Here is a 25,991-nt window from a genome sequence, read left to right as displayed (position 1 = left end):
AGAAAATCAAAACTCTTCATGGCCGGCATGCTTCACGATGTAGGGATGAAATTTATCTCTCAAGAAATCAGAGACAAAAACCCGCTCTACTTAACAAGCGAAGAAAAAACAGAACTTGATTCCCATACCAGAAAAGGAATGGAGACACTAAGTAATCTGCCCAACGTTCCAACTGAGGTGATTCTTGCCGCTTATCAACATCACGAGAATGTTAAGGGAACTGGTTATCCCCTAAAATTAAAATCGGCCAAGATCTCACCTTTTAGCAAAATAATTTACATCACGAGTCATTTTTCCATGTACTTTGTCGCAGCACTTAAACAAGAAATGTCTCCGGAAATGGCCCGCACAAGGGCGTTTCACCGTTTTCTCGAATTTCATGCTGACTTATGCGATAAAACTCACCTTGAGGCCTTCAAAAAAATCTTTTCCCCTTAACGGCCTCTAGATTTAAGGGTAAATTATTAAAGTCTTTTTTATTCAACCTCTAGGAGAATGACTATGTCTTTAACGCCCCTTAGCGTTCCAAATAAACTTGCTAAAAATCCAACATCACAACCAAAGTATGCTGTAGAAGTTAAAAACAAGAATGGCGACACTGTTAAAGTGGGTTGTCCTCAAACAACAAGAGGTCTTCTTGCTCTAATGAACCAGCACGCTGTTATTGGTGGAGCTGCTTGTCACTGGGGTGGTCCTGCTGCTTTTGCAGAAATGATGTCTGCTATCCACGGCATTATGTTCACATCAGGTAAAGAATGGTTTGATGCCTTCAATTTTGTAAACGACGCTGGTCACGCAGAAAACGGAATTTATGCCCTTAGAGCAAACTATGGCTTTGATGGTTTATCATTCGAAAGTCTTCGCGACTTTCGTTCAATTAAATCAAAACTAACTGGTCACGGTGAAGCTCACTTAAATCCAGAGCAAGTTTTTATTTCTAACGGTCCTCTAGGTTCAGGTGTGCCACAAGCACAAGGACTTTGTCTCGCAGACAAACTAATTGGCAACGACAGAACAACTCTTTGTGTTCTTTCTGACGGTGGTTCAATGGAAGGTGAAACGAAAGAAGCTTTCGCTGCAATTCCAGGACTTGCAAAAAGAAACAAGATGAATCCTTTTGTTCTTGTAATCTCTGATAACAATACAAAACTTTCTGGAAGAATTGATAAAGACTCTTTTAACATGGAGCCAACTTTTAGCTCTCTTAAAGAACTTGGTTGGAATCTTGTTCATGAAGAAGAAGGACACAATCTTCAAAAAGTATATACAACTCTTGAAAACGCAATTGAGCTTGCTAAGAAAGATCCAACAAGACCAGTTGCTCTTGTGATTAAAACAATCAAAGGTTACGGCGTTAAATCAACTGAAGAGAGTTCTTCTGGTGGACACGGTTACCCACTAAAGGCCTATGATGATAAGCTTCCAGCTTTTCTAAATGAGATTTTTGCAGGAAACACACCAAGTGAATTTACAACTTGGGCCAACGATATTCTTGCTTCAAAACCAGCGGCAAAAGAAGCATCGGCATCAACTTCAACTGTAAAAAGTGAAAAAGTTCAGCCAGGTTTTTCTCGCGCGGCCATTACTGCTGTAAAAAATGGTCTCCCTGTATTCTCTGTATCATCTGACCTTCAAGGTTCAACTGGTATTGCTGATTTCCAAAAGGCTTACCCAGAAAATTATATCGATATCGGAATTGCTGAATCAAATATGGTTTCAACAGCCATCGGTCTTTCAAAGCAAGGATTTATCCCTGTGGTTGATACGTTTGCCCAATTTGGTATCACAAAAGGAAATCTTCCTCTTATTATGGCGGGACTTTCTGAAGCGCCTGTTATTGGTCTTTTCTCTCACACAGGCTTCCAAGATGCTGCCGATGGTGCCAGCCACCAAGCGACAACTTACTTTGCAGCGACATCTTCAATTCCTCATGTGACAGTTATTAGTTGTTCATGTTCATCTGAGGCCGAGGCCTATATGACTGGTGCAATTGAGCAAATTAAAACGAAAAGAGAAAAAGGCGAAGTTGCCGATAGCGTTCTTTTCTTCTACGGAAGAGAGAATCATCCTGCTTATTACAAAGAAGGATTAACTTACGAATGGAAAAAAGCACAAGTTCTCGCAGAAGGTTCTGATGTAACAATCGTTGCCAACGGACCAATGGTTGCGAAGGCCCTAGAAGCAAAAGAAGCTTTTGAAAAACTTGGAAAATCGGCAACGATTATCAACAACCCATTTATCAACCACCCAGATGTTGAACTTATTGCGACTCACGTTGCTAAGACAGGTGGCAAGCTGATTACAATTGAAGACCACCAACTAGTAGGTGGAATGGGTGCTCAAATTGTTCACGCTCTAAAACTTAAAGACGTAAACTTCAAAGCAAGATCAATTGCCAACAATGGAAAATTCGGTCAGTCTGCCTATACAGCAGATGATCTTTACGATCTTCACGCAATGAATGTTGAAGGTATCTTAAACGCTTATAAAGAACTATAAGATATAAAAAAGGCGGTCACCATGGCCGCCTTTTTTTTTCTTACTTTCTAAATTCACCAATATAAGTTGTATGTAATGCCGACCACTTTGCATAATGGTAATCCATTACAGAAATAGTCTCTTGAAGCTTTGCAACTTCTTCATCACTTAAAGAATCAAAATTTCTCACTAAGTATTCAAGAACTGTCGCACCGATATCACTTGATTCTTGTCTCAAGTTAATGATCTGCTCTTTAGTAAGATTGTAATCACCTTGTGATAACACACATGAATATAGAACCTCTGATGCCTCTCCCACACTCTCTAGTGCTTTTTTAGAATCTGCACACGCCAACATAATGGGATTTGCAGCAACAAGATCATCTGCCGTTAAAAATGCCTGAGCACCTACGTTAACAAGAAGTAAAGTGGCCATGATTGATTTTTTTAATGTAAGTTTCATAAAGTCTCCTGTTTGTGTTGTGTTTGTTTTATATTTCTCATCTACTTAAGTTCACAAAGAACTTTTAGGACTTGAAGTGTTTCACCCTTTTTAGTTGCAATAACGAGCTCCCCTGTTAACTCAGTTTCATTAATGGGAGCAACACTCATGAGAGAATCAGTTAATCGGCTTACGGCCTTAACTTGAATTCTTCCATCTAAATATTCTTTTAATTCAATAATGCGAGAAGCGCGCATCACCCCTTTTTCAGAAGCGAGTTCAAGAGGGATATCATTAGTGGCGGTAATGATTTCAAGATCATTTCCCTGCAAATCAATCGTAATGAGGTGATATTCAAGATCAGATCTGTTTTTTGAAGAACACTCCAAAGTTGAAGCAAAAGAATTTGCCATCAACGCTGAAAGCACAACAATGCTAAGCAGTTTCATAAAAGTCTCCTGTGTTTATTTTGTGTTTTTGATCTTTAGAAAAGATCACTGAGAAAAAAGTATGAAAATTATGGAAAGAAAAGAATTGTTTGAAGAAGAAAAATAGAAATAGCAAAGATGATTTTATTAAGTGTTCACTGAAAGATATTGTGCAACTCCTACACAAAATCAAGCTCAATATGAGTTTCATTTTTTTACCCTTGCTAAGTTTTGACAGGTATATTGAAGATGAGAAGGAAATTAAAGCTAATTAATTCTAGTTGATATTTTTTTTAGGGTGCTTATATTTTTTCTGTGAAATTTTGAAATAGCAAATGACATAAAAAAAGGGACCCTTAAGAAAAGGGTCCCAAATGAAATTACTTAATTGATTGTCTTGTGTAACTAATACCGCTACCACTATTGCAAAATAGACCTTGCTCATGGACAAGAACAACGCCCTTATCTCTTTCACGGCCATTAAGAAGAACTTTAATACTCTCAACTCTTTTAGCAAGCCACTTGCTATCGACCTTCTTATACTGGATCACTTCGATTTGATCTTTACTTAAAACTCTAAGCGCGTATTTTGTCGTTCCGCTCTCCCATTGGTTAGAAGTCTCTCCTGTTTCACAGTACAGATTCACCATATAGTAGCGATCAGTCACAAGATTTGTGATGATTTGCTGACCTGAAATACTTTTGAAAGCTGCTTTTTCAGAATCAAAGGGAACATCAACTTGAATTGTATCTGAAGATTTTGAAGTATTGCCGCTACAATCTTTCTTATCAAGTGTAACAAGAAAGCGTCTATTCATATCAGAGCCATTCTCTAATCTTGATCTTTGAAGTGCTAGAGCATCACAGATGCTATCGATGATTTCAAGTTCTGCTTTATCTAGAACTTTTGCATCAGCGATTTCATCACCACCTTTAATTGGCCCGTTTTTTGGGGCCTCTTCTTGCTTATTACAAGAAAGTAGAACAAATAGACCTATGATCATTATTTTCTTCATTTCCGGCTCCTATTGTATTTTCAAAACGACTTCATTGTTATCAATTCTCATGCGAAACTCTCCATCATCTTTCAACTCAGGGTAGGCCTCAATCCATTTCTTCATTAGATCTTCAGCGTAATCTTTCGCTTCGCTAAGCTCATAGCTTTCTGTAAAATTCACGTCCACAAAGAAGATTTGACCTTCTTTTTTAATTTGTGCTTTAAAACTCTTATTCATTAAAAGTCTCCCCAATCACATTGTAAGCAAACAAGACCGATTTCACGCCACATTGTCACCACTGACTTTCTATCATCAACGACAAATGTTACTTCATAACGTTTACTCAAATCTTGTTGAAAAATATCCTTTTTAATATCGCTATCTTCTCTAAAGTCCCCTGTTGATCTCATGTGAAGTTCATCATATGGGACATAATGTCGGGCCAACCATTCTTTTGTCTTTGCGCGATACTGATCTTCACGACCTGTAACAAAGAGGATTTTGTGACCCGTTCCGGCCATGGCGTGAATAAGATCAAGACACCATTTATTGAGCTTGTCTTCACCCATAAGTTCATTGAACTCTTTCCAGTTTTTTTTACCCTCACCATTTACATGGTGTACGCGATGCTCGCAATCACATAAGGTTCCATCGAGGTCTACAATGATTGCACGCTCCACTAAATTCTCCTAAGCTCTAAATGCTTAAGCCCAATACACGAGTTGAGCTTTCTTTCCACTAACTCATCAAAGACACGGAAATTCACTTCACATGTCACGGCCACAGTAGCATCAAAGACGTGACCACCGAAGGCCTTAAACTCTGAATCACCTAGAGTTGCGTGAATATGAAAGAACGGCTCACCATCCATATGCGAAAGATTTCCCTCTAGTCCTAGAAGTTCGTAATCATCCGTGAATTTCTTTTTGTGATATTCTAATTTATCTAGATGGTAAAACCCAAGCTCAACATCTTTAAGAGCCCCAATGCCACTAATGTGGCCACTTGTTAAATTTTCTTTTTTGGCAAACTCTATAAGCTTTTCAAAAAGATTTTCATCTTTATCAATGCGAACAATATAATTTTGTCCGTCGTTCATATATTCCATTACTGCTCTCCTTCAACCATGATGAAATCAGTATTTTGTATACTGAGATGAGCGTGAATTTTTAATTCTAAATCTTTTAAATCTAAATTCTCAGGAGCAATCGGTGCGCCAATGGTAATTTTAACTTTTCTTCTCTTGAAGGTAGGAATGCCTTTTAAGGCCCCTTTATTAGAATGAGAAAAGAAACTCCCCCATAGGCCATCGATGGCCATTGGAATAACTGGCACGGGAGATTTTTTAACGATCTTACTAATTCCTGGTTGAAATGATCTCATTTTTCCATTCTTAGTGAGATATCCCTCAGGAAAAATCCCTAAGCACTGACCCGATTCTAGATTGCTAGCAATGCGATCGAAAGCAAGATTAAGTGTCTGTTCGCTTTCTTTTCTTGTGGCAATCGGAATCAGTCTTGCTTGGTCATACCAAAAACTCATACCCGGTTTATTGTAATAAATATGATCGATCACAAAACGCACTGGTCTTGGTGCCACGGCCATAACAAGTAACCAATCTACGTAGCTCACATGATTGCAAGCAATGATGGCCCCACCATCTTTAGGAATATGGTGTTTTCCTTCAATCTCTAGGTCATAGAAAAGATATGAAAGAACTTGTCCAATAAAGCGCAGTGTTTCTTCTGTGTAGGCCTTAAAATACAAAAAGAATGAAAAGCCTAAATTTATAAGAGCAAAAATTCCAAGAATTTTTGGAATCGAAATGCCCGCCCCATTCATCACCATAATAAGCACGGCCGCAACAACCATAAAGATAGTATTCCAAATATTATTTCCAGCGATAATGCGAGACACTTCATGCTCACCTGCACGAGTTTGAATAAATGCAAATTGAGGAATGATAAACATTCCACCAAAAATTGAGATAATGAAAAGATCCATAAAGGCCCTAAAAGCATTATCAATTTTTAAAAATTCACTCACACCAACAAGCACTTCACTTTTCATCGTCCAAGTGTGACCAACATAGAAAAGATCTAATAAAAAGATTGTCATCCCCACGGCCGCAAGTGGAACCATCCCCACTTCAACTCTCTTATTTGAAAGCTTATTACATATAAAAGAGCCTAGCCCCATGCCCACAGTAAAAGTTGCAAGAAACACAGTTCCAACAGTTTGATCCCCCGAGAATACATCTTTAACTAAAGCAGGAAGAACTGAAAGAATGGCCGCACCTAAAAACCAAAACCAAGAGATTCCAAGAACAGCGTAGAAAACATTCTTATTGTTCTTAGTTAGTCTCATAATATCAATTGTTGGCTTAATGAATGTGTAATCGACTTTAATATCTGGTGTGGCGTTATTAACGTTGATAACTTTTTTAGAAGTAAGAATTCCGATGAAGGCCACAAAGATAACACCGATACCAATAACTTGGTTGGCCCACTCCACTGTTGTGGCAAGACCTCCAAAGATTGTTCCAATTAAAATTGCTAAGAAAGTTCCCCCACCAATATAGGCGTTTCCCGTAACGATCTCATCTTCTTTTAAAAGATTAGGAATGATCCCATATTTTAATGGCCCAAAAAAGGCCGATTGGGCACCCATGAAAAAAAGCACGACCATCAAAAGTGCGTAAGAGTCTAAATAAAAACCAAGACCCGCAATGGCCATAATGATAAGTTCAGAAATTTTTGTGTAGCGGATGATATCAGCTTTTTCATAACGATCAGCGATTTGTCCAGCAGTGGCAGAAAACAAAAAGAAAGGAAAGATAAACACCCCACCGGCCATGGCAACAAGTGAGGCCGAAGATAATCCCATCATTTCAATACTTTTATATGTAATTAGCATGACGACAGCATTCTTAAAAAAATTGTCGTTCATTGCTCCTAAAAATTGTGTCCAAAACAAAGGCCAGAATCTTCGATCCTTGAAGATGAATTCCATTGACAAGGTGCGCTCCTTAAAACAAATGATCTTTAAAAATTGTGGCAAATAAAATGTGATAAGTCACTTTTTCCATGCGTCAAAATCTACCAAAAAAGAGCGTTTTGGGTTAGGATGGCCCCATGAAAAAGCTATATCATTATGTCATTTGTCCTTATTGTATTCGCACTCGCATGGCCTTTGGCTTTTTGGGCGAAAAATATGAATCTCATGTTGTTGCTTATGACGACGAAAAAACGCCAAAAGATTTAACTGGCGTTAAGATGCTGCCCATCATGCAATTTGAAGATGGCAAGGCCATGAATGAAAGTCTTGATATTATCAAGGCCATCGACTTAGAAAAACGTATTGATTTTTCTTTGTATGAAAAAAACCAAGCTGAAATTGATGCCTTTTTAGATGAGATCGCAGGTCCAATGTACAAGCTTTGTATGCCTTATATGATTTGGTCCCCTGAGTTCGATGAAAATTCTCGCAAGTATTTTAGAGATGCTAAAGAGAAAAAACGTGGGCCATTTTCAGAATTGGTAAAAGATAGAAAAGAGTATCTAAAACAACTGGCACCAGCTCTTATAAAACTAAGATCAAATCTTCACCCTTATTTTTTAGGTGATAAGTTTACAGTGGTTGATATTCTTGTGGCCTCACATCTGTGGAATCTTTATCTGTTACCAGAGTTCCAATTCCCACCAGAAGTTCATATGTATCTGCAAAAAGTTAAACAACTTTGCCAATTCGATTGGCATGAAGACTTTTGGCGAGACTAATAAAATAGTATCGCCATTCCACATAGAAAGAAGACGAAGGCCAACCCCAAATACCATGTTGGCCTTTTCTTAAAGATAATACTCTCCATAATTCCAGAAAAAACTGTTCCTGAAACATTAATCCCCGCAAGGCTTGCGAGATTAATGGTTTTTATGGCCTCCAAATAAAGGGCCAAAGATAAAAAGGTTCCAAAGAAGCTTCCTATCACAACCATAAATTGTGACTTGCGAGAAAGGGCCACAAAATTTTTAACAAGACCAAAAGGTTTGACAAAACTCATGACAAAAAAGACGAAAAGTGCGCCAAGACATCGATAGATATTTCCCTCAAGCGCATGAAGTTCTGGATTCATATTAAAAGAATAGCGAGTAATCACAACTCCAGTGGAATCGAGAAGAAGCCACAAGAGTGCCATAAAAATTCCCTTTAACTGCCAGTGTCCTTCTTTTTTGAAAGCTTCAAAAGAGAGAGTGAACAGGCAACAAATAAAAAAGATAATGGCCACGGCCTTTTTCATATCGAGGGCCTGATCTAAAAACAGATAACCTAAAATCCCAAGGATCACCGGTTGAAATCCAAAGAGCATCATCGTTCTTCCTGGTCCCATTTCTCGATAGGCCAAGAATAAAAAGATATCTCCAATCCCAAGCCCGAGCGCTCCAGAGAGAAAGAAAGTGAAGAAATATTTTGTGGGAACAAATTGAAAACCGACAAAAAACTGAACGGCAATAACAAAGAAGATAAGCCCAACCAGCGCCTTCATTGCATTCATCCAAGTGGATGAATAGAGTCTTGAATAATAAGTAAAGGCCTGTGAGCCCAAGGCAAAACTAAAATTTGCAAGCAGTGCAATTAAATAGACGTTGATAAGTCACCCCGAAAATGAGTCTTAAAAGATTATGCCTTACTTACCTAGAAAAACCCAGAGGGGACCAATTAAAAGAAATTGAATATCTTTAAAAAATGATGGTTTCTTCCCTTCAATTTTATGTCCAATAAATTGTCCTATCCACGCCACCACAAAGACACTGAGGGCCACATAAAAAAGACCCGGAGTCTTATCTAAAAAAATAAGTGATATAAAAATTGGAATCAAAGTGAAAAAGGCCACGATCATAACCTTAGCATTTTTTAAAGAGATGTAGAAGGCCAAGCACACGGCCATGAAGACAGTGGCCGCATTGATATAGAAATGGTCACTCACGGCCTGTGGCATTGGTATACACCAGAGCATGGCCAATAAGCTCCAAGTAATAGCAGGAACGCATATTTTATGAATTATTTGATTGGTTCTGTTTTGATGGGAAAGTCCATACTCAGCTAACCAGTCTTCAGCTGTTCTGATATATACTCTCCTTCTTTTTGTAATATGGAATTAATCGATTCGTAGAGGGCGCGGGCGGTAAAAGGTTTAACAAGAACTTTTCTTACCCCGGGCCTTATGGCAAGCCCCTCTTCTTCTTCAGCATGTCCAGTCATAATAATGATGGGAACTTCAAGCTTGCGATTAACGATCTCTTCAAGAAACTCAACACCGTCAAGTGTGGGCATCTTAAAATCAGTGACAATAAGATGAACACCATTTTCGTAAAAGATATCCAAGGCCTCAAGTCCATTAGAAGCAGTAAAGACTTCAAGTCCGAAATCTACTAGCTCGGTTTTTAGGGCCTCGCACACATCCGCCTCGTCATCGACGATGAGGATTCGTTTTTTTTGGTCAGTGCTCATAATTATCCCCCTGACTCTTAACCACTATTATAAACGACTTTTATTAAACTCTCTAAAGAATTCTCACTTTATGGCCGTCTAAAGAATGGACAGTACAAAAAGCTGACAGCACACCTCTTTGTAAGTGCCTATGAATTGGTCACGATATTGGCATCTTCCTTGCTCTACATTGGGCAGGGGGAATCGTTATGAAAAAGCTACTTGTACTTATGGCCATTGCAGTGATCTTTGCTTCATGTGGAATGCCCATAAAAAAACATGCTCAAGAAAGTACAGGAACAAGGCTTTTTGCCACAACTGATTCAGTATTCTCTGAATACATCTCTAAATTCGAACAAGAAGGGAAAAAATACTACGGCAACGATTTCAAGGTTGGCGATATCCCAGTTAATTTTGGTGATACAGGAAATCCTGATTTTGATGGTGTGTGTATTATGTACTCTAATGGCACAAGAGAAGTACTCATCAAAAAAGAATGGTGGGATAATCGCGGTGTAACTTCAAAAGAGATGATGATCTTTCACGAGTTGGGTCATTGTCGTTTAGATAAAGATCACGATGACGAAACAGTTCCAGTAGAGCATGGAACTGTAAAAGTAAGTTTAATGAACTCAGTTCTGCCTTCGGCAACAACTTATATCCAATACAAGGCCGGCTATCTTGCAGAGCTTTTTCAAAGTACAAAAGAAGTTTTGAAAAATCTTGTGGCCTCAAAATAAAAAAGACCCGCATAAAGCGGGCCTTTCGTGTATAAGAATTTTTGAGATCTTATGCAGCTTCTTTCTTCTCTTCCATAGCAACTGGAACTTCCATTTCGAAAGCTTCTGGAGCAGCTGGAGCTTCTTCTACAACTACTCTTGGAGGGTGACAAGATACAACGTTTGAGTTGATATCTTCGTGCCACTCAAGACCTTTTGGTAGAGGAATATCTTTTAGACAAAAGTGTCCGTGTAGTTCAAGATTAGAAACGTCAAATTCGATGAATTCAACGAAATCTTTCGGGAACCCTTTAACTTCAGCTTCGTGAAGTACGTGTTGAACCATACCACCTGCTTTAATACCAGCAGCTTCACCAACGAGGTGAATTGGTAGAGAAACAACAGTTTTCTCGTTCTCAGCAATCTTGTGGAATGCGATATGTTGGATAAAATCACCCATATGGTCGTATTGAATAGAGTCTAGAGTTACAAGATGCTTTCCATAACCTTTTACTTCTACTTCAAAAACTTTCCCTGAGTGCTCATTGAACTTTCTAAAGTCCATTGATTTTACCATAAAGTTTACTGACGCGAATCCTTTCCCATAAAGTACGCCAGGTACCCATCCTTCAGTTCTCATTTTACGAAGTGGGGCCTTAAATTTATGGTCTCTAAATTCAGTTTTTAGTAGTTCGTACACACTGTCCTCCTGTGTTGTGACAAATATCTCACAAAGACATTTCGGACTATGCAAAAAAATATTTATGAATTAATTTAAAGAAAATGAATATCCGACAAAAGGAGTCCGCCATAAAAACACAACTCTTTAATTCTTTGTTTATTGAGGCCAAAAATGAAGTTCCATCCCCCCATCACAAAGTGATGATTGTGATGCATGGCCTTGGCGACCGCAAAGAATCTTATGTGGATTTAGTTTCTGAAATCAATGTCACAGGCCTTGCTTATCTTCTTATCGATGCCCCAAGATCGTACCCTATTGGTCACTCATGGTATGAAATCCCACCAGGCAACCCACAAATAGGAATTCACGAATCAAGTGAGATGATCCTAAAACTTATCGATGAACTTGTAAGTGCTGGGTACAAGCACTCTGATATTTTCATTTGCGGATTTTCACAGGGTGGTTGCATGGCCATTCAAGCACTTTTAAAACTTCAAACTCCTATTGCTGGAGTTGTGGCCCTGAGCCCGCGTATATACGAAGAATTTCTGCCGACAGAAATTTCTGAAAATATTTTAAGCACACCACTTTTTATTGCTCACGGTGAATTCGACAGTGTGATCCCCTTCAAACAAACAATGGAAGGCGCGCAGAAGATTGCCAATCTAGGTTTTGAAATTCAGTTCAATGGTTACGATATGGACCATGAAATTGATGTGATTGAAATTCGCGATGTGCGTGAGTGGTTGAACGAATATCTTTAATAAAAAAGGCCCGCACTAAGCGGGCCTTTCGATATCTTCTTGGTATTGAAATTATCTTGCAGAAGGTTTGAACCAACAAAGTGGTCTAGTCCCTACGTCGAAGTTTTCGCTTCTGTTACAAACACCAGCAGTTTGGTCTGAGTTAGAAGTTTCTTCGTTGTAATCTTTGATACAAAGAGCACCTTGGAAGTAAGTGTCTAGACGACATTGACCTCTTGGGTGTTTGTGATCAGTTTTGCTAACTACTGAAGTATCAGGAGTTGTGAAAGATACTTCTCTTCCACCGTTAAGTAGTTGAGCTAGACCTTTAGCAGCTTGAGAAACTCTTTTACACATAGCTACGTCTGAAGATGAAGAATATGTAGCTTCACACTTCTTAGCAACTTCTGAATCAATATTCATATTAGATACGATTGACTCGTTATCATCTGATTCATAGATTCTTTTGAAACACTTCATTGATGCCCAGTAATCAGATTGACCTTCGTTTGATGCCCATGAAGGGAAGAAGAATCTTGTTACTTTTGGAGCACCAGCAAGGTGGTGACCAAGTTCGTGACAGATAACAAGAGCGAAACCATCGTTAGAAACAAGTTCGTGACGAGCAAGACCACCGAACATATGAACGTTCCAAGTCTTTCCTGATTGGTTAGCATAAGCATTAACCGTACCATCATCCCAATTTCTAACTACAACAAGGTTAGCACCTTTTTCAGCAACAACTGGCTTGTAAACTTCAAGAGCTCTATCAATGATTTCATTGAAAGTTTCTTTAGTCATACCATTGTCAGCTTTTTGATCAGCGCTGATGTACATATCGTTTTCTGGCATGAAACCAGTTTTACCATCGATATCACATGAAAATGAATTTACAGAAGCTAGTAGAGCACATCCCAGTGCTGCATTTTTAAGCATGTTCAACATAGATCCTCCCTGAATATATTTGAAAAAAAATTATTCCCAAAAAGACAATGTTTAATCCTGACTAAGAAAAAATGAAATGAAAATACTTTTATTGCAAAAGTTAGAAAAAAAAAGCTCCGAATAACGGAGCTTTTTAGTATGACATTGGATATAATCTAAATTTTAGTGGTGATCACCACCGCCGATCATATCGTCATCAAACGATTTAACCGCGATAATTAGAGAGATTGGTAATAGGGCCCAAGTACCAACTAGACACAAAGCAACAAATAATTCAAAATTCATAAGACTTCCCTCTTTAATATGTATTCTTCTTCACTATAATCAAAAAGATTCAAATTTTCTAGTCTTCTCGATTATTTTACCTGAAGACTTTACAACTATTCAAATAAATTTAATTAAGGACATACTGTCATGAAATATCTCATACTCATCTTCTCCCTTTTCCAGACGTCTTGTACATTATTGCGCGGCTCACAATATGAGGGACCAAGAACAGAAAATTTTAACGGTGAAGTTTTTGAAAACCATGTACCAGATAGTGAAAAGAAATCTTTTTGGCGCTATCTAAAAATGAGAATGCGCGAGAGTTACCCTGATTGGCCAAAAACATTTCCCGCTGTGACTAAAACAATTCCACAGTCACATCATGATGCGAAGGTGACTTTTATCAATCACGCCACCGTTCTTATTCAACTTGATAAGATGAATATTCTTACCGATCCAGTATGGTCAAAAAGGGCATCGCCGTTTTCATTCACTGGTCCAAAAAGAGTCATTGAAGCAGGTGTCGATTTTGATAAGCTCCCTCGTATCGATGTGGTTCTTATTAGTCATGATCACTATGACCACCTCGATGAAATGAGTATTAAAATGCTCGAACAGCGCGACCGCCCCCTTTTTCTTGTGGGCCTTGGCAATGAACTTCTTCTCAAAGATTTAGGCGTATCAAATGTTGTCTCCCTCGATTGGTGGCAAGAGTATAAAATGGCCGAAGTTACTTTTACCTTTACTCCTGCCCAGCATTGGTCAGGGCGCGGTCTTTTTGATCGCAACACGACTTTATGGGGAAGCTTTTGGATTAAAGGATCAAAGAGCGTCTATTTTGGTGGCGACACAGGTCTAGGGCCACATTTTAAAATGATTCACGACAAGCTGGGTGCTCCTGATCTCGCTCTCCTACCAATTGGGGCCTACGAGCCACGCTCATTTATGAAGCATCAGCATATGAATCCTACTGAGGCCGTTAATGCCCATATGACTCTGGAAAGTAAAAAGAGTGTTGGAATCCACTTTGGAACATTTCGTTTAACAAAAGAAGATTATTTTGATCCCGAGAAGCATCTGAAGGCCGCCCTGAAAGAGCAGGCCATTGATGAGAGTCTCTTCATCGCCCCAAAGCAGGGCGAAGAATTAATTTTCGTCGAGTAGAGAATCTGTCGTTCCTGCAATTTCAACTTGCAGGATACGCTCAAAACGTGAAGAGATTTTATTCGATGTTGTATTGATTTGATCAATATCCTTAGTCACTGTCTGCAGGTGTTTAGACAAGTTACTCCATCTGTCTTGATAGCGTTTAAATTCATCACCAAGCTTATTAATTTCTTCATGCATAAGAGTCATATACTTATTTCTTTCGATATTAATAATCACAGATTGAAGAGTCGTTAGCGTGGCCATGAAAGTTGTTGGACTTGCAAGCCAAACTCTCTTGCTGTTGGCGTAATCTACAACATCGCCATGATAAGCGTGAAGTTCTGCAAAAATAGCTTCTGCTGGTAGGAACATGATGGCCTGATCAGATGTTTCGCCAGTAATAATATATTTTGAAGCAATATCATCAACGTGTTTTTTTACGTTTCTTCCAAACTCCTTACTTGCAAGCTCCCTCTCACTATCTGGTAGAGTTTTGTCATACATTCTTTTGAAGTTTTCTAATGGGAATTTAGAGTCAACACAGATTCTGCCAGTCGGCTCAGGCATAAAAAGAATCGAGTCTACAATCTTACCATTTGAAAGTTTGTATTGAAGATCATAAATCTTATCGTTCTTCTCACCAAACACTGCACTTAGGACATTACTCAGCTGAATTTCACCAAAAATACCGCGGCTTTTCTTATCAGTTAGAACATCCTGAAGTTCAACGACGTTACTTGAAAGAGATTCAATTTTCTTTTGGGCCTCATCAATCTTAGCAAGACGAGCAATAACATTGGCAAAAGTTTCGTTTGTCTTTTTAAATCCTTCATCAAGATTTTCTCTCACCTTAGAAGAAATTTTTTCGAGCTTATCTTCTAGGATTTTATTCAACTGAACAAACTCTTTATGAAGAGAATCTTTCATATCAAGTTTAAATGAACCAATTTCTTTATTAATTTTGTCGCGAGATTCTTCTTGTCTTAAGACTAAAGTTTCACGCAACTCTCCAAAGTTTTTCAAAAGAAACTGACTATTTTTTTCGTTCATTTCACGAGTAAGTCCACCTAATTGAGTAATGTTTTCAAGAATAGTGGAATCTTGATCGTTATTATTTTTTTTCAAAATCATCACGCATAATGCAGCGATGACTAGAGCAATTATAATGAGAACAATATTTAGTGCTATTAACATAGAGTGAGACCTCAATTTTTGCTTTCTTGATGGAAATTTTCAATTCATTCATAATAGAGGAAAAGTAATAGAAAAATAAGGAAAAATTGATGAAATTGCTCTACATTCTGCTCGCCTTCTTGATCGGTGTCCTCGTTCCTTTCCAAGCTATCGTTAACTCAAGACTTGCCAATTTTATCCAGAGCAATATAACAGCGGCCTTCATCTCTTTTTCTGGTGGATTTTTGATATTTCTTACAATTGTAATGCTCTCACCCGCACCTTTTCCAACATGGAGCAAACTCTCATCACTGCCACCTTATGTGTATATTGGCGGAATCATCGGCTCAGTATTTGTTCTAAGCGCCATTATTCTTGTGCCTAAACTTGGCTCAACAGGTTTTGTGGGCCTTGTGGTTGCGGGCCAGCTTTGCATTTCTTTAATTTTAGATCACTTTGGATTTTTAGGATTACCAGTGAACCCAGTTGGAATGGCCCGCATTTTTGGGGCCATCCTTCTAGCTTGTGGAGCAACTCTTATTTTGAACTACTAAGAGTTTTATTTGTGGGCGTGGTCTCATCAATTAAAGAGAGACCATCGATCCAATTTCCATTTACGCGCACACCCCAATGAAGATGGGGACCTGATGAGCGACCCGTATTTCCCGACATCCCAATCACGACACCTTGTTTAACATTTTGACCAACCTCGGCACTAATTGAAGAAAGGTGGCAATACAAAGTTAAGATACCAAGGCCATGATCAACAATAACGGTATTTCCATTAAAAAAAAGACTTCCCGTAAAGACAACCTTACCATCATTGGCCACAGGAATTGGCGTCGGTCTTCTTGCTCTAAAATCTACGCCAGAGTGCCACGATTCTTTTTTATCATTGAAAACTCTTTTCGTTCCATAAACCGAAGTCACTTTAGATCTAAGTGGTCTTATAAAAGGTTTTGTGAAAAGAGAGCGATCGAGAATCCCCTCAGAGTAAATTCTTTCTAATTCTTCTTTTTCTTGTAACCATCTCTTTGTATCGGCCTCAGATAGATCAATATGTTTCTTTGGAACATTCAAACGATTTGATGGATATTCATAAGGGATAACTTTGAAATTTAGAATGTGGTAACTCAAATAAGTATTCTCTTCGACTTTCTTTTTCAGAAAACAATTAAATGAATCTTTTTCAATATAGTAATTCGCAGAGATAAAGGCCTGATAAACCCCTGCAACTTTTTCAATCCCAACCTGTGTTTCATCACAAACGAGAATGGAGTTGGCGAAAATGTCGCGATCTTTGAAGACGACCTTTTTCACGAAACCAGGGTGAATTGTGTGATTTTCCACAGTAACAGGAATTTCTTTGACACGCGGTGCTTTAGCGGTCTCACTATTTTTATTGAATAAGGCACAAGAAGCGAGAAGGAATACTCCTCCCATATAAATAAATCTTTTTAAAATATATAACATATCTACTCCATTAGACTGTTCAACCATTATGGTAAAAAAAGAATGAAATTTAAAGGATAACTGGGCCGAATAAGCTTTTTGTGGTCAATATTTAGCAAAATTGCTATTATTACTGTCAATTAGTAGGAGAATTATATGAGTAAAGTTGGTACCCCAAAGGGAACGAGAGATTTTTCACCCGCAGAAATGGTGAAAAGAAACTACATTTTTAGCACAATTCGTGCTTCGTTTGAAAAATTCGGTTTCATGCCTCTTGAAACACCTGCAATGGAAAACCTTTCAGTTCTAACTGGAAAGTACGGAGAAGAAGGAGATCGTCTTCTTTTTAAAATTCTAAACTCAGGTGACTACCTTGATAAAACTCCAGAGAATCTTTTAAATGAAAAAAATTCTCGCGCTCTTACTAAGCACATCAGTGAAAAAGGCCTAAAGTACGATCTAACAGTTCCCTTTGCACGTTTTGTGGCCACAAATCATGGAACACTAAGCTTTCCTTTTAAACGTTATCAGATTCAGCCTGTGTGGCGCGCTGATAGACCTCAAAAAGGTCGCTATCGTGAATTCTTTCAATGTGATGCCGATATCGTTGGTAAAGAATCACTTCTATGTGAAGTGGATTTAATTCAATTATATGATGACGTTTTTAAGAATCTAAAACTTGATGGCATCAGTATCGTTATTAATAATAGAAAAATTCTTACAGGGATTGCAGAAACTCTCGGAGCTAAAGATAAGATGGTCGATATGACAATGGCCATTGATAAGCTTGATAAGATTGGCAAAGATAAAGTTCTAGATGAACTTAGAAATAAATCTTTCACAGAAGATCAGCTTTCAAAGCTGAGCTTCATTTTTACATTAAGTGGCTCAAATGTTGAAAAGCTTAATGCCATGAAAGAATACCTAAAAGACTCTGAAACAGGTCTTTTTGGGATCACTGAGCTAGAAACTATATTCAAGCACACTGATAAACTTGGTGTTGAGGTTCTCGACTTTGACGTGACTCTCGCGCGCGGTCTTGATTATTACACTGGGGCCATTTTTGAAATCAAAGTTCTAGATGGCTCAATGGGCAGTCTAGGTGGTGGTGGTCGCTATGACAACCTAACAGAAATTTTTGGCGTAAAAAATCTTTCAGGTGTTGGGATTAGCTTTGGTGCTGATAGAATTTATGATGTTATGACGGATAGAAATCTCTTCCCAGATAACCTTCAAAAATTTCTTGATGTACTTTTCATTAATTTTGATGATGACTGTGCAAGTGAAGCTCTCTCTCATATTAAAAACCTAAGACACGCTGACATTAAAGCAGAGCTTTTCCCAGAAAGTGATAAGATGAAAAAACAAATGAAGTACGCCAATGATAAAGGGGCGCGCTTTGTAGCGATGTTGGGAGAAGATGAGAGACAAAAAGGTCTTATTACTGTTAAAAATATGCAAACAGGTGAACAAAAATCTGTATCACCTTCTGAACTGATTGCAATCGTGAAGGCCTAAGCGGCCTTTCTACGATTGGTTACGATATTATTTAATTCTTCTACAATTGAATTAAGTTCCACGGCTTCATTTTTAAGAATACGGACGTTGCCAGCAGATTCGTTGGCAATGCTCGAATTCACATGGGCCACTTCATCAAGCTGTCTCATGGCATCGTTGATCTCTTGAACCCCTTGTGACTGCTCTACTGAGGCCTGCGCAATTTCTGCAACTTTATCATTCACAAGACGCACGTTTGATAAAATCTCATCCAAAGCACGTCCGCACTCATGAGCAACTCGCGTTCCTGTTTCAACTTTTTCTTTTCCTTTAACGATAAGCCCATCTACTTTTTGTTGGGTCATCGACACGATGGATTCAACCTTTCTAATACTCTCATCAAGCATCGATGAAATTTCTGTAGCGGCACTCCCACTCATATTGGCAAGATTACCAACTTCTTCTGCGACTACGGCAAAACCCTTACCATGCTCGCCTGCTCTTGCGGCCTCGACTGAGGCATTGAAAGAGAGAAGTTTTGTTTGGAAGACGATATCGTTGATGACCTTTGTTTTCTCTCCGATATTTTTGATGACATGAACAATTTCTTGAATCTGTTGATTACTGTGCTGCATTTCATCTGTAATATCTTTATTAGACGAATTGATATCTTCAATAGCAAAGATCATTTGCTCAATTGTACTCTTTCCTCTTGTGGCGACCTCATTACTCTTACCTGAAAGATCTTTTGATTCATTGGAAGCGTCAGTATTTCTTTCAATCATGGCACTGATTTCATCAACGCTAGCAACAGTTTCTTGCAAGCTCGATGCTTGTTGGGTAGAAGCAGAGGACAGACGCTCACTTTGAGTTTCCATATTCGAAGAAGTTTTCTTTAAATGATCGGCCCCTTGATAAAGCCTCGCAACCACATTAAGAATTGGTTTTGTGATTGATTGAGAAAAGTAATAAGAGAAAATAAAAATGGCCACAGCAAAAAATAGTCCTACGACTAGGGCCGTTTTATAAATAGCATAGATGGCGGCCATGGCCTCATCTTCACTTTGAGTAGTGAAAACGGCCCAGTTTAATCCAAAGTCTTTTATGAATGAAAAGTACTCAACTTCAACGGCCCCCGTACTTCCCACTTTAACTTTATGATCCATCGTTTTTTGTTCTTTAAAGGCCTTCTCTACCGAAGAGCCACCGCGCTTTTCACCGATATTTCCTTTTTTAACAACACGGTTCGTTCTGTAATATGTTTGCCCGTCGGGCTCCATACCGACAAAATAGGTTTCACCCGTTGTTCCAAGTCCTGTCAGTTCGTTCGCAATCTCATTTACGGCCTTAGTTGGAATTGCCAATAACACGGCACCGATACTTTCACCTTTTTGCCAACGCCCTCTTTGTGAAGAGTTCGGAGCAAAACGGGAAATGAAAAAAGCAAAATTTTCATTATAAAAGGGCAATTTAATATAATCACCGAAGATGATGCTATCAGCTCCAGCATAAGATGAATCTAGAACTGCTTTTAGCTTTTGAGAGAAACGATTATTTAGCTCTAGGAGATTAGTTCCAATATTCAAAGATGGATTATCACCCTTTGCAATGAGATCCCCTTTATTACTTACAAGTAAAATATCCCCGAAGTCTAACTCTGTCGCACTCGTTTTTAAAAAGTCTGAATTCTTTGCCATGACAGCTTTATATTCGTCACTGTCTTTTCCTTTATCAAGAGCATCTTCATAATCAACAAAGAGGTCTTGAAATTTTCTGTGTCTTGAAAAGATAACGGCCGCGGAATGGTAACCTTTAAATCTTTCTTTTAAACGAGTGACTTTAGCACTTTGAATGGCCTCTAGTTTTTGATGAATTTCTGATCGCACAGTGGGTTCACTATTTTTAATCGCTAGCACTAAACCACTGGCAAAGGGTATGAGAGAGACTAAAATAAAACTTAAAATCATCTTATTTCTTAAACTCATACAATCTCCAAATAAAGAAAAATAAATATATCTTCCCTATTATCGGACGGAATAAGCGAATAACATTAGCAAAAGATTAGATTAAGGTTTTTTGGCCAAATACATTAAAATGGGAATAAAAAAAAAGGCCCAAACGGGCCTTCTATGCAAATAGTGTCAAATGACAACTAATTAGGCCAGAATATCGTATGGACGAATAGTCTTTCTACCGTTAGCTGCACACTTCTTTTGAGCTTGGTCAATTAACCAATATACGTACTCATTAAGAGCTGCAAGAGTATCAGAAGATACATTGTATCCAGCACCTTTAAGAGCATCTTTAGTTTTTGAACCAACTAGTAGCATTTCTTTGTTAGCTTTTTTTGCTGCTGGTTTCTTTGCTGCGGCCTTCTTTGGAGCAGCTTTTTTTGTGGCCTTCTTTGCTTTTGCCATAAAATTCTCCTTATCCATGTGAATATGTCTTCAATATCTGATCATTCTATTTTCTCTTCGCATTGATCGTCAAATTAAAAAAGCTCATCATTCAATTTGTCTTTTTTTCGAAGACAGCTACAATATTAAATGTAAAAGACAAGGATGGTCCTCAATGAAAAAAATGATTTTTATGCTTATTGCGACTAACAGCGTGTACGCCGCTGTACCAAAGACAAATCTAGAAACAAAATTATGTCATTCATCAAAAGAATACATTACGACTTTTCGCTACCTAGAAAGTGAGAAGCAATTTTCTCTAGAAAGAAATGATATCAAGAAAATTGCAGATACTGTTTCTAGAGGTTGTGAAAATGCAGCGAAGAGATTCATCGACGTGAATTCTCTGCTTGTAAAAGCAGGAGTTCAAACAGCAGATGCCATCAAGATTGCCATGAAATATTCAAATCAATCTGATGAAGGAGCAAACACATATATTACGATTTTTAAAGAAGCATTCCTAAAGGATTATCTCGATCTCGATGTTAAAGCAGCAACAGAGCTTGCAGAGAAATTATCGTTTGATAAAGATGGCGATGCAGTGATGATTAAAAATGATTTTCAAAAGATTGTTCGCTTTTGTCTAGACAATAAAGGACTCGACCTCTCTGGTCCTCGTTGTGCTGAGATTGCGACTAAAATTGCAGATTATGGAGTGAAGTATAATCAAGAAATGGGATACGTATTCACAGAGCTTTTCACATTTCTGACAAAGAAATCAGGAGCTGATCTTGCTACTTATAAAGGATTAGAGCTTGCAATAAAGCTTACTGAAAATGGACCACTCGTAGCGAAGAATTTTCAAGATGCTTACAAGTTTGCCATTTCTAAGAAAGGATTAGACTATTCGAAGAGTGAGGCCATAAATTTTGCTGAACTTATGACCTCTCGTTCTATGATTAAAAAGTAGAAGCGAATAAAAATCCAGGGGCCCATTTTCCTTCACCAACGTTAAAAACGCTTGAAGTGAAAATTGGCCCATAAACCTTCTTCTTATAAGCGCGTTGATCTTTGGCCACTCTTTCCCACTCTGATTCAAATAAAATTGGCGAGAATGCAGCAGCAAGAGAAACAGCTCCCATAATTTGAGCGGCCGTATCTTTTTCAACTTTACTTAGCATATAAGCACTTGCCCCACCATTTGTAAGAGCTGAAATCCACTTTAAACGAGATGCTAAGCGAGCGGCCTTATTAATTCCCTCTTCAGCAATTCTCTCACGTGTAAGTTGTTCACGTACACCATTACCTGTGATGCGATTAACATCAGAAAGAGTGTCGTTATAAACTCTATACCCTTGTGACATATATAAATTGATACCAACCCAAGCGCCACCAACAAGAACACCTGCTAGTGGAGATCTCTTATCTGGATCATCTTCTTTATCAACACTTCCAAACTGAAGCACACCGGCCACAAGAGTTGAAAGTGCCGAGATCTGCATATTCATTGGAAATAGAATACTGTTTTTCTCTTCTTTTTGAGCAAGCATCTTTAAACGCTCAGTCGCACGAGGAGTTACTTCTAACTCGGGATAAGTAAGTTTCGTTTCACCATAAGCGTTTAGCATCACTGCACCAGCAAGTGTGTTAATTAAAATTGCTTTTTTTAGCAGATTTTTCATAAAAATCCTTTTAAACAGAATTAAAAAATATAGAATGGTTTTATTAAACCAAAAGTTTATCTTTTCATAAATAGCGAAATATTTCCTCTGAGGTTCTAATGAAATTGCCAACAGTAATTTTTCTTACTCTACTTCTGTGCACGAACTCTTATGCGAAGGTCATCGGCACAATTACTAAGCTCAAGGGACAAGCTTCTATTCTTGAGATTGGCCATAGAGAAGCGAGTAATCTTCAAATTGGAAGTAAAGTTAGTAAGGATGCCTCTATTTTAACAATGGAAAAAAGTTTTGTGCAAATTACCTTACAAGATAAAACGACAATTAATCTAGGCCCTAAAAGCAAGATCATTTTAGATCAATCCCCCGTTGATAATCTTGGTGAAGTTGGAATTGTAAATTTAATGATGGGAAAAATTCGCTCCGAAGTAACTCATAAACAAGTAAGAGGAAAAGAGAAGCTCTTCATCAAAACAAGGACAGCGGCCTTGGGAGTTAGAGGGACGGACTTTCAAACGATTTATAACCCAGAAAATAAAATCACAAGTTTAATTACTTTCGATGGGAAGGTGGCCATGGCAAAAGCAGAAACACCTATTGAGAAGATTTCAACAAATGATCTCAAAGAAGCAACCTTAGTTGAGAAGGGTCGCTTCTCCACTGTCTCAGAGAATCTTCAACACGTAACTGAGCCTGTTAAGATTTCACCTGTTCAGTATACGGGTCTTAAAATTAATAAAGAAATGACTGAAGATAAAAAAGTCGACAAAAAAGAATTCGAACAAGTGCACAAAGAAACTATTGCCATCTATCAAGAGATATCAAAAGAAGAAACAAAAGAAGGAAAAACGGCCGCTAGAAAGTTCGATGTTGACGATCAAACCTATAGACCGACCGCTGGCGGTGTTGTCGATCTTAATACTGGCATCTATGTCCCTCCAACAATGGAAGAGAAAAACTTCAATAAGAAACTTAATATTTACGAAATTAAGGATGAGAAAGGAACGATCTCTGCTAACGGAACCTATGTTCCTCCAGCAGGAGTAGTGCTCGATGCTAAAAAAGGATTTGTGGTAGCAGATAGCACGAAAACAAATTCTCAAAGTCTTGAAGTCGCAAAAGATTTAAACCAAGAAATCTCCGGACAAATCAACAAACCAAAGAAGCCTTCACTTGAAGATCTAGAAAAAACTCAAGACGTTGATAGCTATGATAAGTACTATCACATTGAGTAATTAATAAGTGTTCAAGCGCTTTAGATAGTTACTTGTTTGATTCTCGACAAAAGTGTTTTTGTAGTGTGATTTAGGTGTTGAATAATGCCACAAATCGCTCTGGTACACATTTTTTTGTTTGTCTAACTCACCTGCGATCTGAAGTGCATAAGGATTTGTCTTTCCTGTTTTGATGTCTTTTTGCAGTTGCAAAGTCGTGAAGCTCGGCTGAATTTTCGTAATCATTTTCCTTCCTTATCCCAGAATCTTAATTATAAATGCTCCTATCTAAAGGCAATCTTAAAACTATAAGATGCGGAATAATTTTCGCAAGTTACCTTTCGATATCGGAATTTGTCATAATACTAGCAATGGCATCTTTGCCAATATTTCTTGCAAGGTAGAGTTATGACAAAACTAACAATCACCCTATTTCTTCTTTTAACTTCATTTACAACATGGTCACAAGAAGAGGTTTATACCGTCATTATCCGAAAGCAAGAAGTAAAAAAACAAAGTCGATGGTCTCTTGCAGATTGGCTGGCAACAAAAAGAAGAATATCTCTGATGGATCAGTGGCTTGCTCTGAATACAGAAAGCAATATTTTTGAATTTGTCTTGGATTATAGTAAATTCACTTTCGATGAAGAAACATCAACTCCAGAGAAAGAATTTAAAAGTGATGTGGGAAAATTTAAAATGTATGTCACATTTTTAGGACTTGAGGCCGAGGCCGATCAAAATAAGTCCGAAATAGAAACAAGAAAATTAAACCTCTCTGCAAGGATTTTGGGATCATCAGCGCAGACCACACACTTCAATTTACTCTTTGGCAAAAAATGGTTAAACACCAAAAATTATGGCGATCACGCACCTCTATTTTTTGGAATTGATGGCGATCTCTACCTGCTAAATTTTTTAGGTCTGTCAGGTTCATTTGAAAAGATTAAAAAGAAGAGTGCCAATGATTACGAACTCACAGGTGAGCAATCACGCTATGGAGCATTTTTAGAATTATGGTTCTTACGCCTTTACTATGAAAAACGATTTGACCACTTCTACTTCAAAGACACTGCTGGTCAAAACAATAGAGTTAAGCGCGACGGTGACGCATTTGGAATTGCCATCTATTTATAAAGTAAGTAAAACTGTGGCATGGAAATTAATCTATGCCAAAGCTGGCACCAACTACTTCAAGATGAATTAAACTCTGATTACTTTAATCAGTTAACGAAATTCATTGATACTGAAATTAGCTCTGGGCAAATAATTTTTCCACAATCACATGACATTTTTTCGGCCCTCAACTTAACACCTCTTGAAAAAGTCAAAGTTGTTATCTTAGGACAAGATCCCTATCACGGAGATGGGCAGGCCCACGGTCTAGCTTTCTCAGTGAATCGCGATATTAAAATTCCTCCAAGTCTTGTGAATATTTATAAAGAACTCAATAGTGATTTAAATCTTGAAATCCCTAGGCACGGTTGCTTAGAATCATGGGCCAAGGAAGGCGTTTTACTTTTAAACAATGTACTTACTGTACAAAAAGGCATGGCCGGCTCACATCATAAAAAGGGCTGGGAAAAATTCACTGATAAAATTATAGAAATCATCAATGAGAAAAAAGAGAATGTGGTCTTTATCCTTTGGGGCTCACCTGCACAAAAAAAGGCGAGTAAAGTTAATACAGAAAAACATTTTGTCATTACTTCTGTACACCCCTCACCACTTTCTTCATATCGAGGATTTTTTGGCAGCAAACCCTTTAGTAAGGCCAACGATTTTCTTGTTCAAAAATCTCTGAAACCCATAAATTGGAATGTGCCCAATTCTTAAGTACCTCAAACAAAATTCAAAAACTTAACCCCTCTAAACAATATAAGTGGGACGCTAAAATTGAGGGTAAATTGAAGGTTAAGACGAATTTAACTCTTCCCCTGATCTAGAGACTTAGCCCGATCAATCAGCACAAGTATCTGAAATTAAAAAATCTTCGCTAAAATTCAGACTTGGCCCAACAAGCTATTCCCCTCACAATGCCCTTAATGAGAATACTCATATTAAGCCTCCTCTTTTCAACACACTTAATGGCCGAGGCCTTCGCAAAAAGCGCCACTGCTACTGCGAAGGCCAGAGTCTTTGCCAGTGTACAAATATCACATAACGATAACAACGTCGCCGTATCACCCAATCAGGTGGTGAGAATATCTGTTAATGGAAAATCAATGGAATTAAAGTCGAA

32 protein-coding genes are annotated in these 25,991 nt (G+C 38.1%); 13 read left to right on the top strand and 19 right to left on the bottom strand.

Going from position 1 to position 25,991, the window contains the following annotated elements; translation table 11 throughout:
• A partial coding sequence (locus tag M899_RS05955) for an HD-GYP domain-containing protein (RefSeq protein ID WP_155897111.1) occupies positions 1-438 on the top strand: 438 nt, incomplete at its 5' end.
• A 63-nt stretch (positions 439-501) separates the two neighbouring features.
• On the top strand, positions 502-2,499 hold the full coding sequence (locus M899_RS05950) for a transketolase C-terminal domain-containing protein (protein WP_021270495.1): 1,998 nt from the start codon (positions 502-504) through the stop codon (positions 2,497-2,499).
• A 40-nt stretch (positions 2,500-2,539) separates the two neighbouring features.
• Here M899_RS05950 and M899_RS05945 read toward each other — a convergent pair whose 3' ends face one another.
• The 7 genes from M899_RS05945 to M899_RS05915 form a co-directional block, all read right to left on the bottom strand.
• Positions 2,540-2,941 carry a hypothetical protein gene (locus M899_RS05945; RefSeq protein WP_021270516.1) on the bottom strand — a complete coding sequence of 134 codons (402 nt, stop codon included), beginning with the start codon at positions 2,939-2,941 and terminating at the stop codon, positions 2,540-2,542.
• 41 nt (positions 2,942-2,982) lie between these two features.
• Positions 2,983-3,369 carry a hypothetical protein gene (locus M899_RS05940; protein WP_021270494.1) on the bottom strand — a complete coding sequence of 129 codons (387 nt, stop codon included), beginning with the start codon at positions 3,367-3,369 and terminating at the stop codon, positions 2,983-2,985.
• Positions 3,370-3,728: 359 nt separating this feature from the next.
• A complete protein-coding gene (locus M899_RS05935) occupies positions 3,729-4,364 on the bottom strand; it encodes a hypothetical protein (protein ID WP_021270520.1) in 636 nt (211 codons plus the stop codon).
• A gap of 9 nt (positions 4,365-4,373) precedes the next feature.
• The gene (locus M899_RS05930) at positions 4,374-4,583 is read right to left on the bottom strand and encodes a hypothetical protein (RefSeq protein WP_021270508.1); all 210 of its coding nucleotides are present in this window, start codon (positions 4,581-4,583) and stop codon (positions 4,374-4,376) included.
• Complete coding sequence (locus tag M899_RS05925) at positions 4,583-5,026, bottom strand: phosphatase domain-containing protein (protein WP_021270514.1); 444 nt, start codon at positions 5,024-5,026, stop codon at positions 4,583-4,585. The genes M899_RS05930 and M899_RS05925 overlap by 1 nt, the downstream gene beginning before the upstream one ends.
• Entirely contained in the window at positions 5,026-5,454 is a 429-nt protein-coding gene (locus tag M899_RS05920) for a PPC domain-containing DNA-binding protein (protein ID WP_021270502.1), read from the bottom strand. Before M899_RS05920 ends, M899_RS05925 begins: the two co-directional genes overlap by 1 nt.
• Positions 5,454-7,295: an MFS transporter gene (locus tag M899_RS05915; protein WP_196801739.1), complete on the bottom strand. Its 1,842-nt coding sequence runs from the start codon at positions 7,293-7,295 to the stop codon at positions 5,454-5,456. Before M899_RS05915 ends, M899_RS05920 begins: the two co-directional genes overlap by 1 nt.
• 185 nt (positions 7,296-7,480) lie before the next feature.
• Here M899_RS05915 and grxB point away from each other — a divergent pair, with 185 nt between their 5' ends.
• Positions 7,481-8,125, top strand: a complete 645-nt coding sequence (grxB, locus tag M899_RS05910; RefSeq protein ID WP_021270521.1) for a glutaredoxin 2 — start codon at positions 7,481-7,483, stop codon at positions 8,123-8,125.
• On the opposite strand, the gene M899_RS05905 is transcribed toward grxB, so the two are convergent.
• Genes M899_RS05905 through M899_RS05895 form a run of 3 tightly spaced genes read right to left on the bottom strand, consistent with a single transcriptional unit; the run spans position 8,122 to position 9,854 of the window.
• Positions 8,122-8,973 carry a DMT family transporter gene (locus tag M899_RS05905; protein WP_255345073.1) on the bottom strand — a complete coding sequence of 284 codons (852 nt, stop codon included), beginning with the start codon at positions 8,971-8,973 and terminating at the stop codon, positions 8,122-8,124. The genes grxB and M899_RS05905 overlap by 4 nt on opposite strands.
• A 57-nt stretch (positions 8,974-9,030) precedes the next feature.
• Positions 9,031-9,471, bottom strand: coding sequence for an Mpo1 family 2-hydroxy fatty acid dioxygenase (locus M899_RS05900; protein WP_034728126.1), 441 nt, complete (start codon positions 9,469-9,471; stop codon positions 9,031-9,033).
• The gene (locus M899_RS05895) at positions 9,447-9,854 is read right to left on the bottom strand and encodes a response regulator (protein ID WP_021270506.1); all 408 of its coding nucleotides are present in this window, start codon (positions 9,852-9,854) and stop codon (positions 9,447-9,449) included. The genes M899_RS05900 and M899_RS05895 overlap by 25 nt, the downstream gene beginning before the upstream one ends.
• A gap of 188 nt (positions 9,855-10,042) precedes the next feature.
• On the opposite strand from M899_RS05895, the gene M899_RS05890 reads away from it, so the two are divergent.
• Positions 10,043-10,573 carry a hypothetical protein gene (locus M899_RS05890; RefSeq protein WP_021270515.1) on the top strand — a complete coding sequence of 177 codons (531 nt, stop codon included), beginning with the start codon at positions 10,043-10,045 and terminating at the stop codon, positions 10,571-10,573.
• A 49-nt stretch (positions 10,574-10,622) separates the two neighbouring features.
• On the opposite strand, the gene M899_RS05885 is transcribed toward M899_RS05890, so the two are convergent.
• Entirely contained in the window at positions 10,623-11,252 is a 630-nt protein-coding gene (locus tag M899_RS05885) for a 50S ribosomal protein L25 (RefSeq protein WP_021270517.1), read from the bottom strand.
• An 83-nt stretch (positions 11,253-11,335) separates the two neighbouring features.
• Here M899_RS05885 and M899_RS05880 point away from each other — a divergent pair, with 83 nt between their 5' ends.
• Positions 11,336-11,998 carry an alpha/beta hydrolase gene (locus M899_RS05880; RefSeq protein ID WP_081653749.1) on the top strand — a complete coding sequence of 221 codons (663 nt, stop codon included), beginning with the start codon at positions 11,336-11,338 and terminating at the stop codon, positions 11,996-11,998.
• A gap of 51 nt (positions 11,999-12,049) precedes the next feature.
• Here the strand turns inward: M899_RS05880 and M899_RS05875 are convergent, their stop codons facing one another.
• Together M899_RS05875 and M899_RS18715 are read right to left on the bottom strand one after the other, a co-directional pair.
• Positions 12,050-12,922, bottom strand: a complete 873-nt coding sequence (locus tag M899_RS05875; RefSeq protein ID WP_021270512.1) for a M48 family metalloprotease — start codon at positions 12,920-12,922, stop codon at positions 12,050-12,052.
• Positions 12,923-13,084: 162 nt separating this feature from the next.
• On the bottom strand, positions 13,085-13,207 hold the full coding sequence (locus M899_RS18715; protein WP_021270511.1) for a hypothetical protein: 123 nt from the start codon (positions 13,205-13,207) through the stop codon (positions 13,085-13,087).
• A 129-nt stretch (positions 13,208-13,336) separates the two neighbouring features.
• On the opposite strand from M899_RS18715, the gene M899_RS05870 reads away from it, so the two are divergent.
• Positions 13,337-14,353 (top strand): MBL fold metallo-hydrolase, encoded by a 1,017-nt coding sequence (locus M899_RS05870; RefSeq protein ID WP_021270499.1) that lies wholly within the window; start codon positions 13,337-13,339, stop codon positions 14,351-14,353.
• Here M899_RS05870 and M899_RS05865 read toward each other — a convergent pair.
• Positions 14,336-15,532, bottom strand: a complete 1,197-nt coding sequence (locus M899_RS05865) for a DNA recombination protein RmuC (RefSeq protein ID WP_021270507.1) — start codon at positions 15,530-15,532, stop codon at positions 14,336-14,338. The genes M899_RS05870 and M899_RS05865 overlap by 18 nt on opposite strands.
• Positions 15,533-15,621: 89 nt before the next feature.
• Here M899_RS05865 and M899_RS05860 point away from each other — a divergent pair, with 89 nt between their 5' ends.
• The gene (locus M899_RS05860; RefSeq protein WP_021270493.1) at positions 15,622-16,065 is read left to right on the top strand and encodes a DMT family transporter; all 444 of its coding nucleotides are present in this window, start codon (positions 15,622-15,624) and stop codon (positions 16,063-16,065) included.
• Here the strand turns inward: M899_RS05860 and M899_RS17570 are convergent.
• Positions 16,049-16,984 carry a M23 family metallopeptidase gene (locus M899_RS17570; RefSeq protein ID WP_021270513.1) on the bottom strand — a complete coding sequence of 312 codons (936 nt, stop codon included), beginning with the start codon at positions 16,982-16,984 and terminating at the stop codon, positions 16,049-16,051. The genes M899_RS05860 and M899_RS17570 overlap by 17 nt on opposite strands.
• Positions 16,985-17,119: 135 nt before the next feature.
• Here M899_RS17570 and hisS point away from each other — a divergent pair, with 135 nt between their 5' ends.
• Positions 17,120-18,481, top strand: coding sequence for a histidine--tRNA ligase (gene hisS / locus M899_RS05850; RefSeq protein ID WP_021270503.1), 1,362 nt, complete (start codon positions 17,120-17,122; stop codon positions 18,479-18,481).
• Here hisS and M899_RS05845 read toward each other — a convergent pair.
• Together M899_RS05845 and M899_RS05840 are read right to left on the bottom strand one after the other, a co-directional pair.
• Entirely contained in the window at positions 18,478-20,445 is a 1,968-nt protein-coding gene (locus tag M899_RS05845; protein WP_021270519.1) for a methyl-accepting chemotaxis protein, read from the bottom strand. The genes hisS and M899_RS05845 overlap by 4 nt on opposite strands.
• Positions 20,446-20,616: 171 nt before the next feature.
• Positions 20,617-20,877: a hypothetical protein gene (locus tag M899_RS05840; protein WP_021270491.1), complete on the bottom strand. Its 261-nt coding sequence runs from the start codon at positions 20,875-20,877 to the stop codon at positions 20,617-20,619.
• 154 nt (positions 20,878-21,031) lie between these two features.
• Between M899_RS05840 and M899_RS05835 the strand changes: the two genes are divergently transcribed.
• Positions 21,032-21,826 carry a hypothetical protein gene (locus tag M899_RS05835; RefSeq protein ID WP_021270500.1) on the top strand — a complete coding sequence of 265 codons (795 nt, stop codon included), beginning with the start codon at positions 21,032-21,034 and terminating at the stop codon, positions 21,824-21,826.
• Here the strand turns inward: M899_RS05835 and M899_RS05830 are convergent.
• Positions 21,816-22,538, bottom strand: a complete 723-nt coding sequence (locus M899_RS05830) for a hypothetical protein (protein WP_021270496.1) — start codon at positions 22,536-22,538, stop codon at positions 21,816-21,818. The two genes, M899_RS05835 and M899_RS05830, sit on opposite strands and share 11 nt — an antisense overlap.
• Positions 22,539-22,636: 98 nt before the next feature.
• Between M899_RS05830 and M899_RS05825 the strand changes: the two genes are divergently transcribed.
• On the top strand, positions 22,637-23,770 hold the full coding sequence (locus M899_RS05825; protein ID WP_021270505.1) for a FecR family protein: 1,134 nt from the start codon (positions 22,637-22,639) through the stop codon (positions 23,768-23,770).
• Here the strand turns inward: M899_RS05825 and M899_RS05820 are convergent, their stop codons facing one another.
• Complete coding sequence (locus tag M899_RS05820; protein ID WP_021270501.1) at positions 23,771-23,995, bottom strand: hypothetical protein; 225 nt, start codon at positions 23,993-23,995, stop codon at positions 23,771-23,773.
• Between the two features lie 162 nt (positions 23,996-24,157).
• On the opposite strand from M899_RS05820, the gene M899_RS05815 reads away from it, so the two are divergent.
• The 3 genes from M899_RS05815 to M899_RS18345 all read left to right on the top strand — a co-directional run.
• Positions 24,158-24,886, top strand: coding sequence for a hypothetical protein (locus tag M899_RS05815; protein ID WP_021270504.1), 729 nt, complete (start codon positions 24,158-24,160; stop codon positions 24,884-24,886).
• An 18-nt stretch (positions 24,887-24,904) separates the two neighbouring features.
• The gene (gene ung, locus M899_RS05810; RefSeq protein ID WP_021270518.1) at positions 24,905-25,585 is read left to right on the top strand and encodes a uracil-DNA glycosylase; all 681 of its coding nucleotides are present in this window, start codon (positions 24,905-24,907) and stop codon (positions 25,583-25,585) included.
• Positions 25,586-25,794: 209 nt separating this feature from the next.
• Positions 25,795-25,991: hypothetical protein (locus M899_RS18345; RefSeq protein WP_155897109.1), on the top strand; the 197-nt coding region annotated here is incomplete at its 3' end.

It is taken from the genome of Bacteriovorax sp. BSW11_IV, assembly GCF_000447755.1.
Taxonomy (GTDB): Bacteria; Bdellovibrionota; Bacteriovoracia; order Bacteriovoracales; family Bacteriovoracaceae; genus BSW11-IV.
Note: the sequence above shows the minus strand (reverse complement) of the source record. Positions and strands in the feature narration are given on the sequence as shown.

What these genes read in the sequence shown, in the direction of transcription:
- M899_RS05845 (WP_021270519.1), bottom strand. Translation starts at nt 20,445, where the DNA reads ATGAGTTTAAGAAATAAGATGATTTTAAGTTTTATTTTAGTCTCTCTC.
- M899_RS05935 (WP_021270520.1), bottom strand. Translation starts at nt 4,364, where the DNA reads ATGAAGAAAATAATGATCATAGGTCTATTTGTTCTACTTTCTTGTAAT.
- M899_RS05950 (WP_021270495.1), top strand. Translation starts at nt 502, where the DNA reads ATGTCTTTAACGCCCCTTAGCGTTCCAAATAAACTTGCTAAAAATCCA.
- hisS (WP_021270503.1), top strand. Translation starts at nt 17,120, where the DNA reads ATGAGTAAAGTTGGTACCCCAAAGGGAACGAGAGATTTTTCACCCGCA.
- M899_RS05875 (WP_021270512.1), bottom strand. Translation starts at nt 12,922, where the DNA reads ATGTTGAACATGCTTAAAAATGCAGCACTGGGATGTGCTCTACTAGCT.
- M899_RS05895 (WP_021270506.1), bottom strand. Translation starts at nt 9,854, where the DNA reads ATGAGCACTGACCAAAAAAAACGAATCCTCATCGTCGATGACGAGGCG.
- M899_RS05880 (WP_081653749.1), top strand. Translation starts at nt 11,336, where the DNA reads ATGAATATCCGACAAAAGGAGTCCGCCATAAAAACACAACTCTTTAAT.
- M899_RS05890 (WP_021270515.1), top strand. Translation starts at nt 10,043, where the DNA reads ATGAAAAAGCTACTTGTACTTATGGCCATTGCAGTGATCTTTGCTTCA.
- M899_RS05815 (WP_021270504.1), top strand. Translation starts at nt 24,158, where the DNA reads ATGACAAAACTAACAATCACCCTATTTCTTCTTTTAACTTCATTTACA.
- M899_RS17570 (WP_021270513.1), bottom strand. Translation starts at nt 16,984, where the DNA reads ATGTTATATATTTTAAAAAGATTTATTTATATGGGAGGAGTATTCCTT.
- ung (WP_021270518.1), top strand. Translation starts at nt 24,905, where the DNA reads ATGGAAATTAATCTATGCCAAAGCTGGCACCAACTACTTCAAGATGAA.
- M899_RS05820 (WP_021270501.1), bottom strand. Translation starts at nt 23,995, where the DNA reads ATGATTACGAAAATTCAGCCGAGCTTCACGACTTTGCAACTGCAAAAA.
- M899_RS05920 (WP_021270502.1), bottom strand. Translation starts at nt 5,454, where the DNA reads ATGGAATATATGAACGACGGACAAAATTATATTGTTCGCATTGATAAA.
- M899_RS18715 (WP_021270511.1), bottom strand. Translation starts at nt 13,207, where the DNA reads ATGAATTTTGAATTATTTGTTGCTTTGTGTCTAGTTGGTACTTGGGCC.
- M899_RS05865 (WP_021270507.1), bottom strand. Translation starts at nt 15,532, where the DNA reads ATGTTAATAGCACTAAATATTGTTCTCATTATAATTGCTCTAGTCATC.
- M899_RS05945 (WP_021270516.1), bottom strand. Translation starts at nt 2,941, where the DNA reads ATGAAACTTACATTAAAAAAATCAATCATGGCCACTTTACTTCTTGTT.
- M899_RS05930 (WP_021270508.1), bottom strand. Translation starts at nt 4,583, where the DNA reads ATGAATAAGAGTTTTAAAGCACAAATTAAAAAAGAAGGTCAAATCTTC.
- grxB (WP_021270521.1), top strand. Translation starts at nt 7,481, where the DNA reads ATGAAAAAGCTATATCATTATGTCATTTGTCCTTATTGTATTCGCACT.
- M899_RS05870 (WP_021270499.1), top strand. Translation starts at nt 13,337, where the DNA reads ATGAAATATCTCATACTCATCTTCTCCCTTTTCCAGACGTCTTGTACA.
- M899_RS05835 (WP_021270500.1), top strand. Translation starts at nt 21,032, where the DNA reads ATGAAAAAAATGATTTTTATGCTTATTGCGACTAACAGCGTGTACGCC.
- M899_RS05860 (WP_021270493.1), top strand. Translation starts at nt 15,622, where the DNA reads ATGAAATTGCTCTACATTCTGCTCGCCTTCTTGATCGGTGTCCTCGTT.
- M899_RS05940 (WP_021270494.1), bottom strand. Translation starts at nt 3,369, where the DNA reads ATGAAACTGCTTAGCATTGTTGTGCTTTCAGCGTTGATGGCAAATTCT.
- M899_RS05830 (WP_021270496.1), bottom strand. Translation starts at nt 22,538, where the DNA reads ATGAAAAATCTGCTAAAAAAAGCAATTTTAATTAACACACTTGCTGGT.
- M899_RS05825 (WP_021270505.1), top strand. Translation starts at nt 22,637, where the DNA reads ATGAAATTGCCAACAGTAATTTTTCTTACTCTACTTCTGTGCACGAAC.
- M899_RS05915 (WP_196801739.1), bottom strand. Translation starts at nt 7,295, where the DNA reads ATGAACGACAATTTTTTTAAGAATGCTGTCGTCATGCTAATTACATAT.
- M899_RS05840 (WP_021270491.1), bottom strand. Translation starts at nt 20,877, where the DNA reads ATGGCAAAAGCAAAGAAGGCCACAAAAAAAGCTGCTCCAAAGAAGGCC.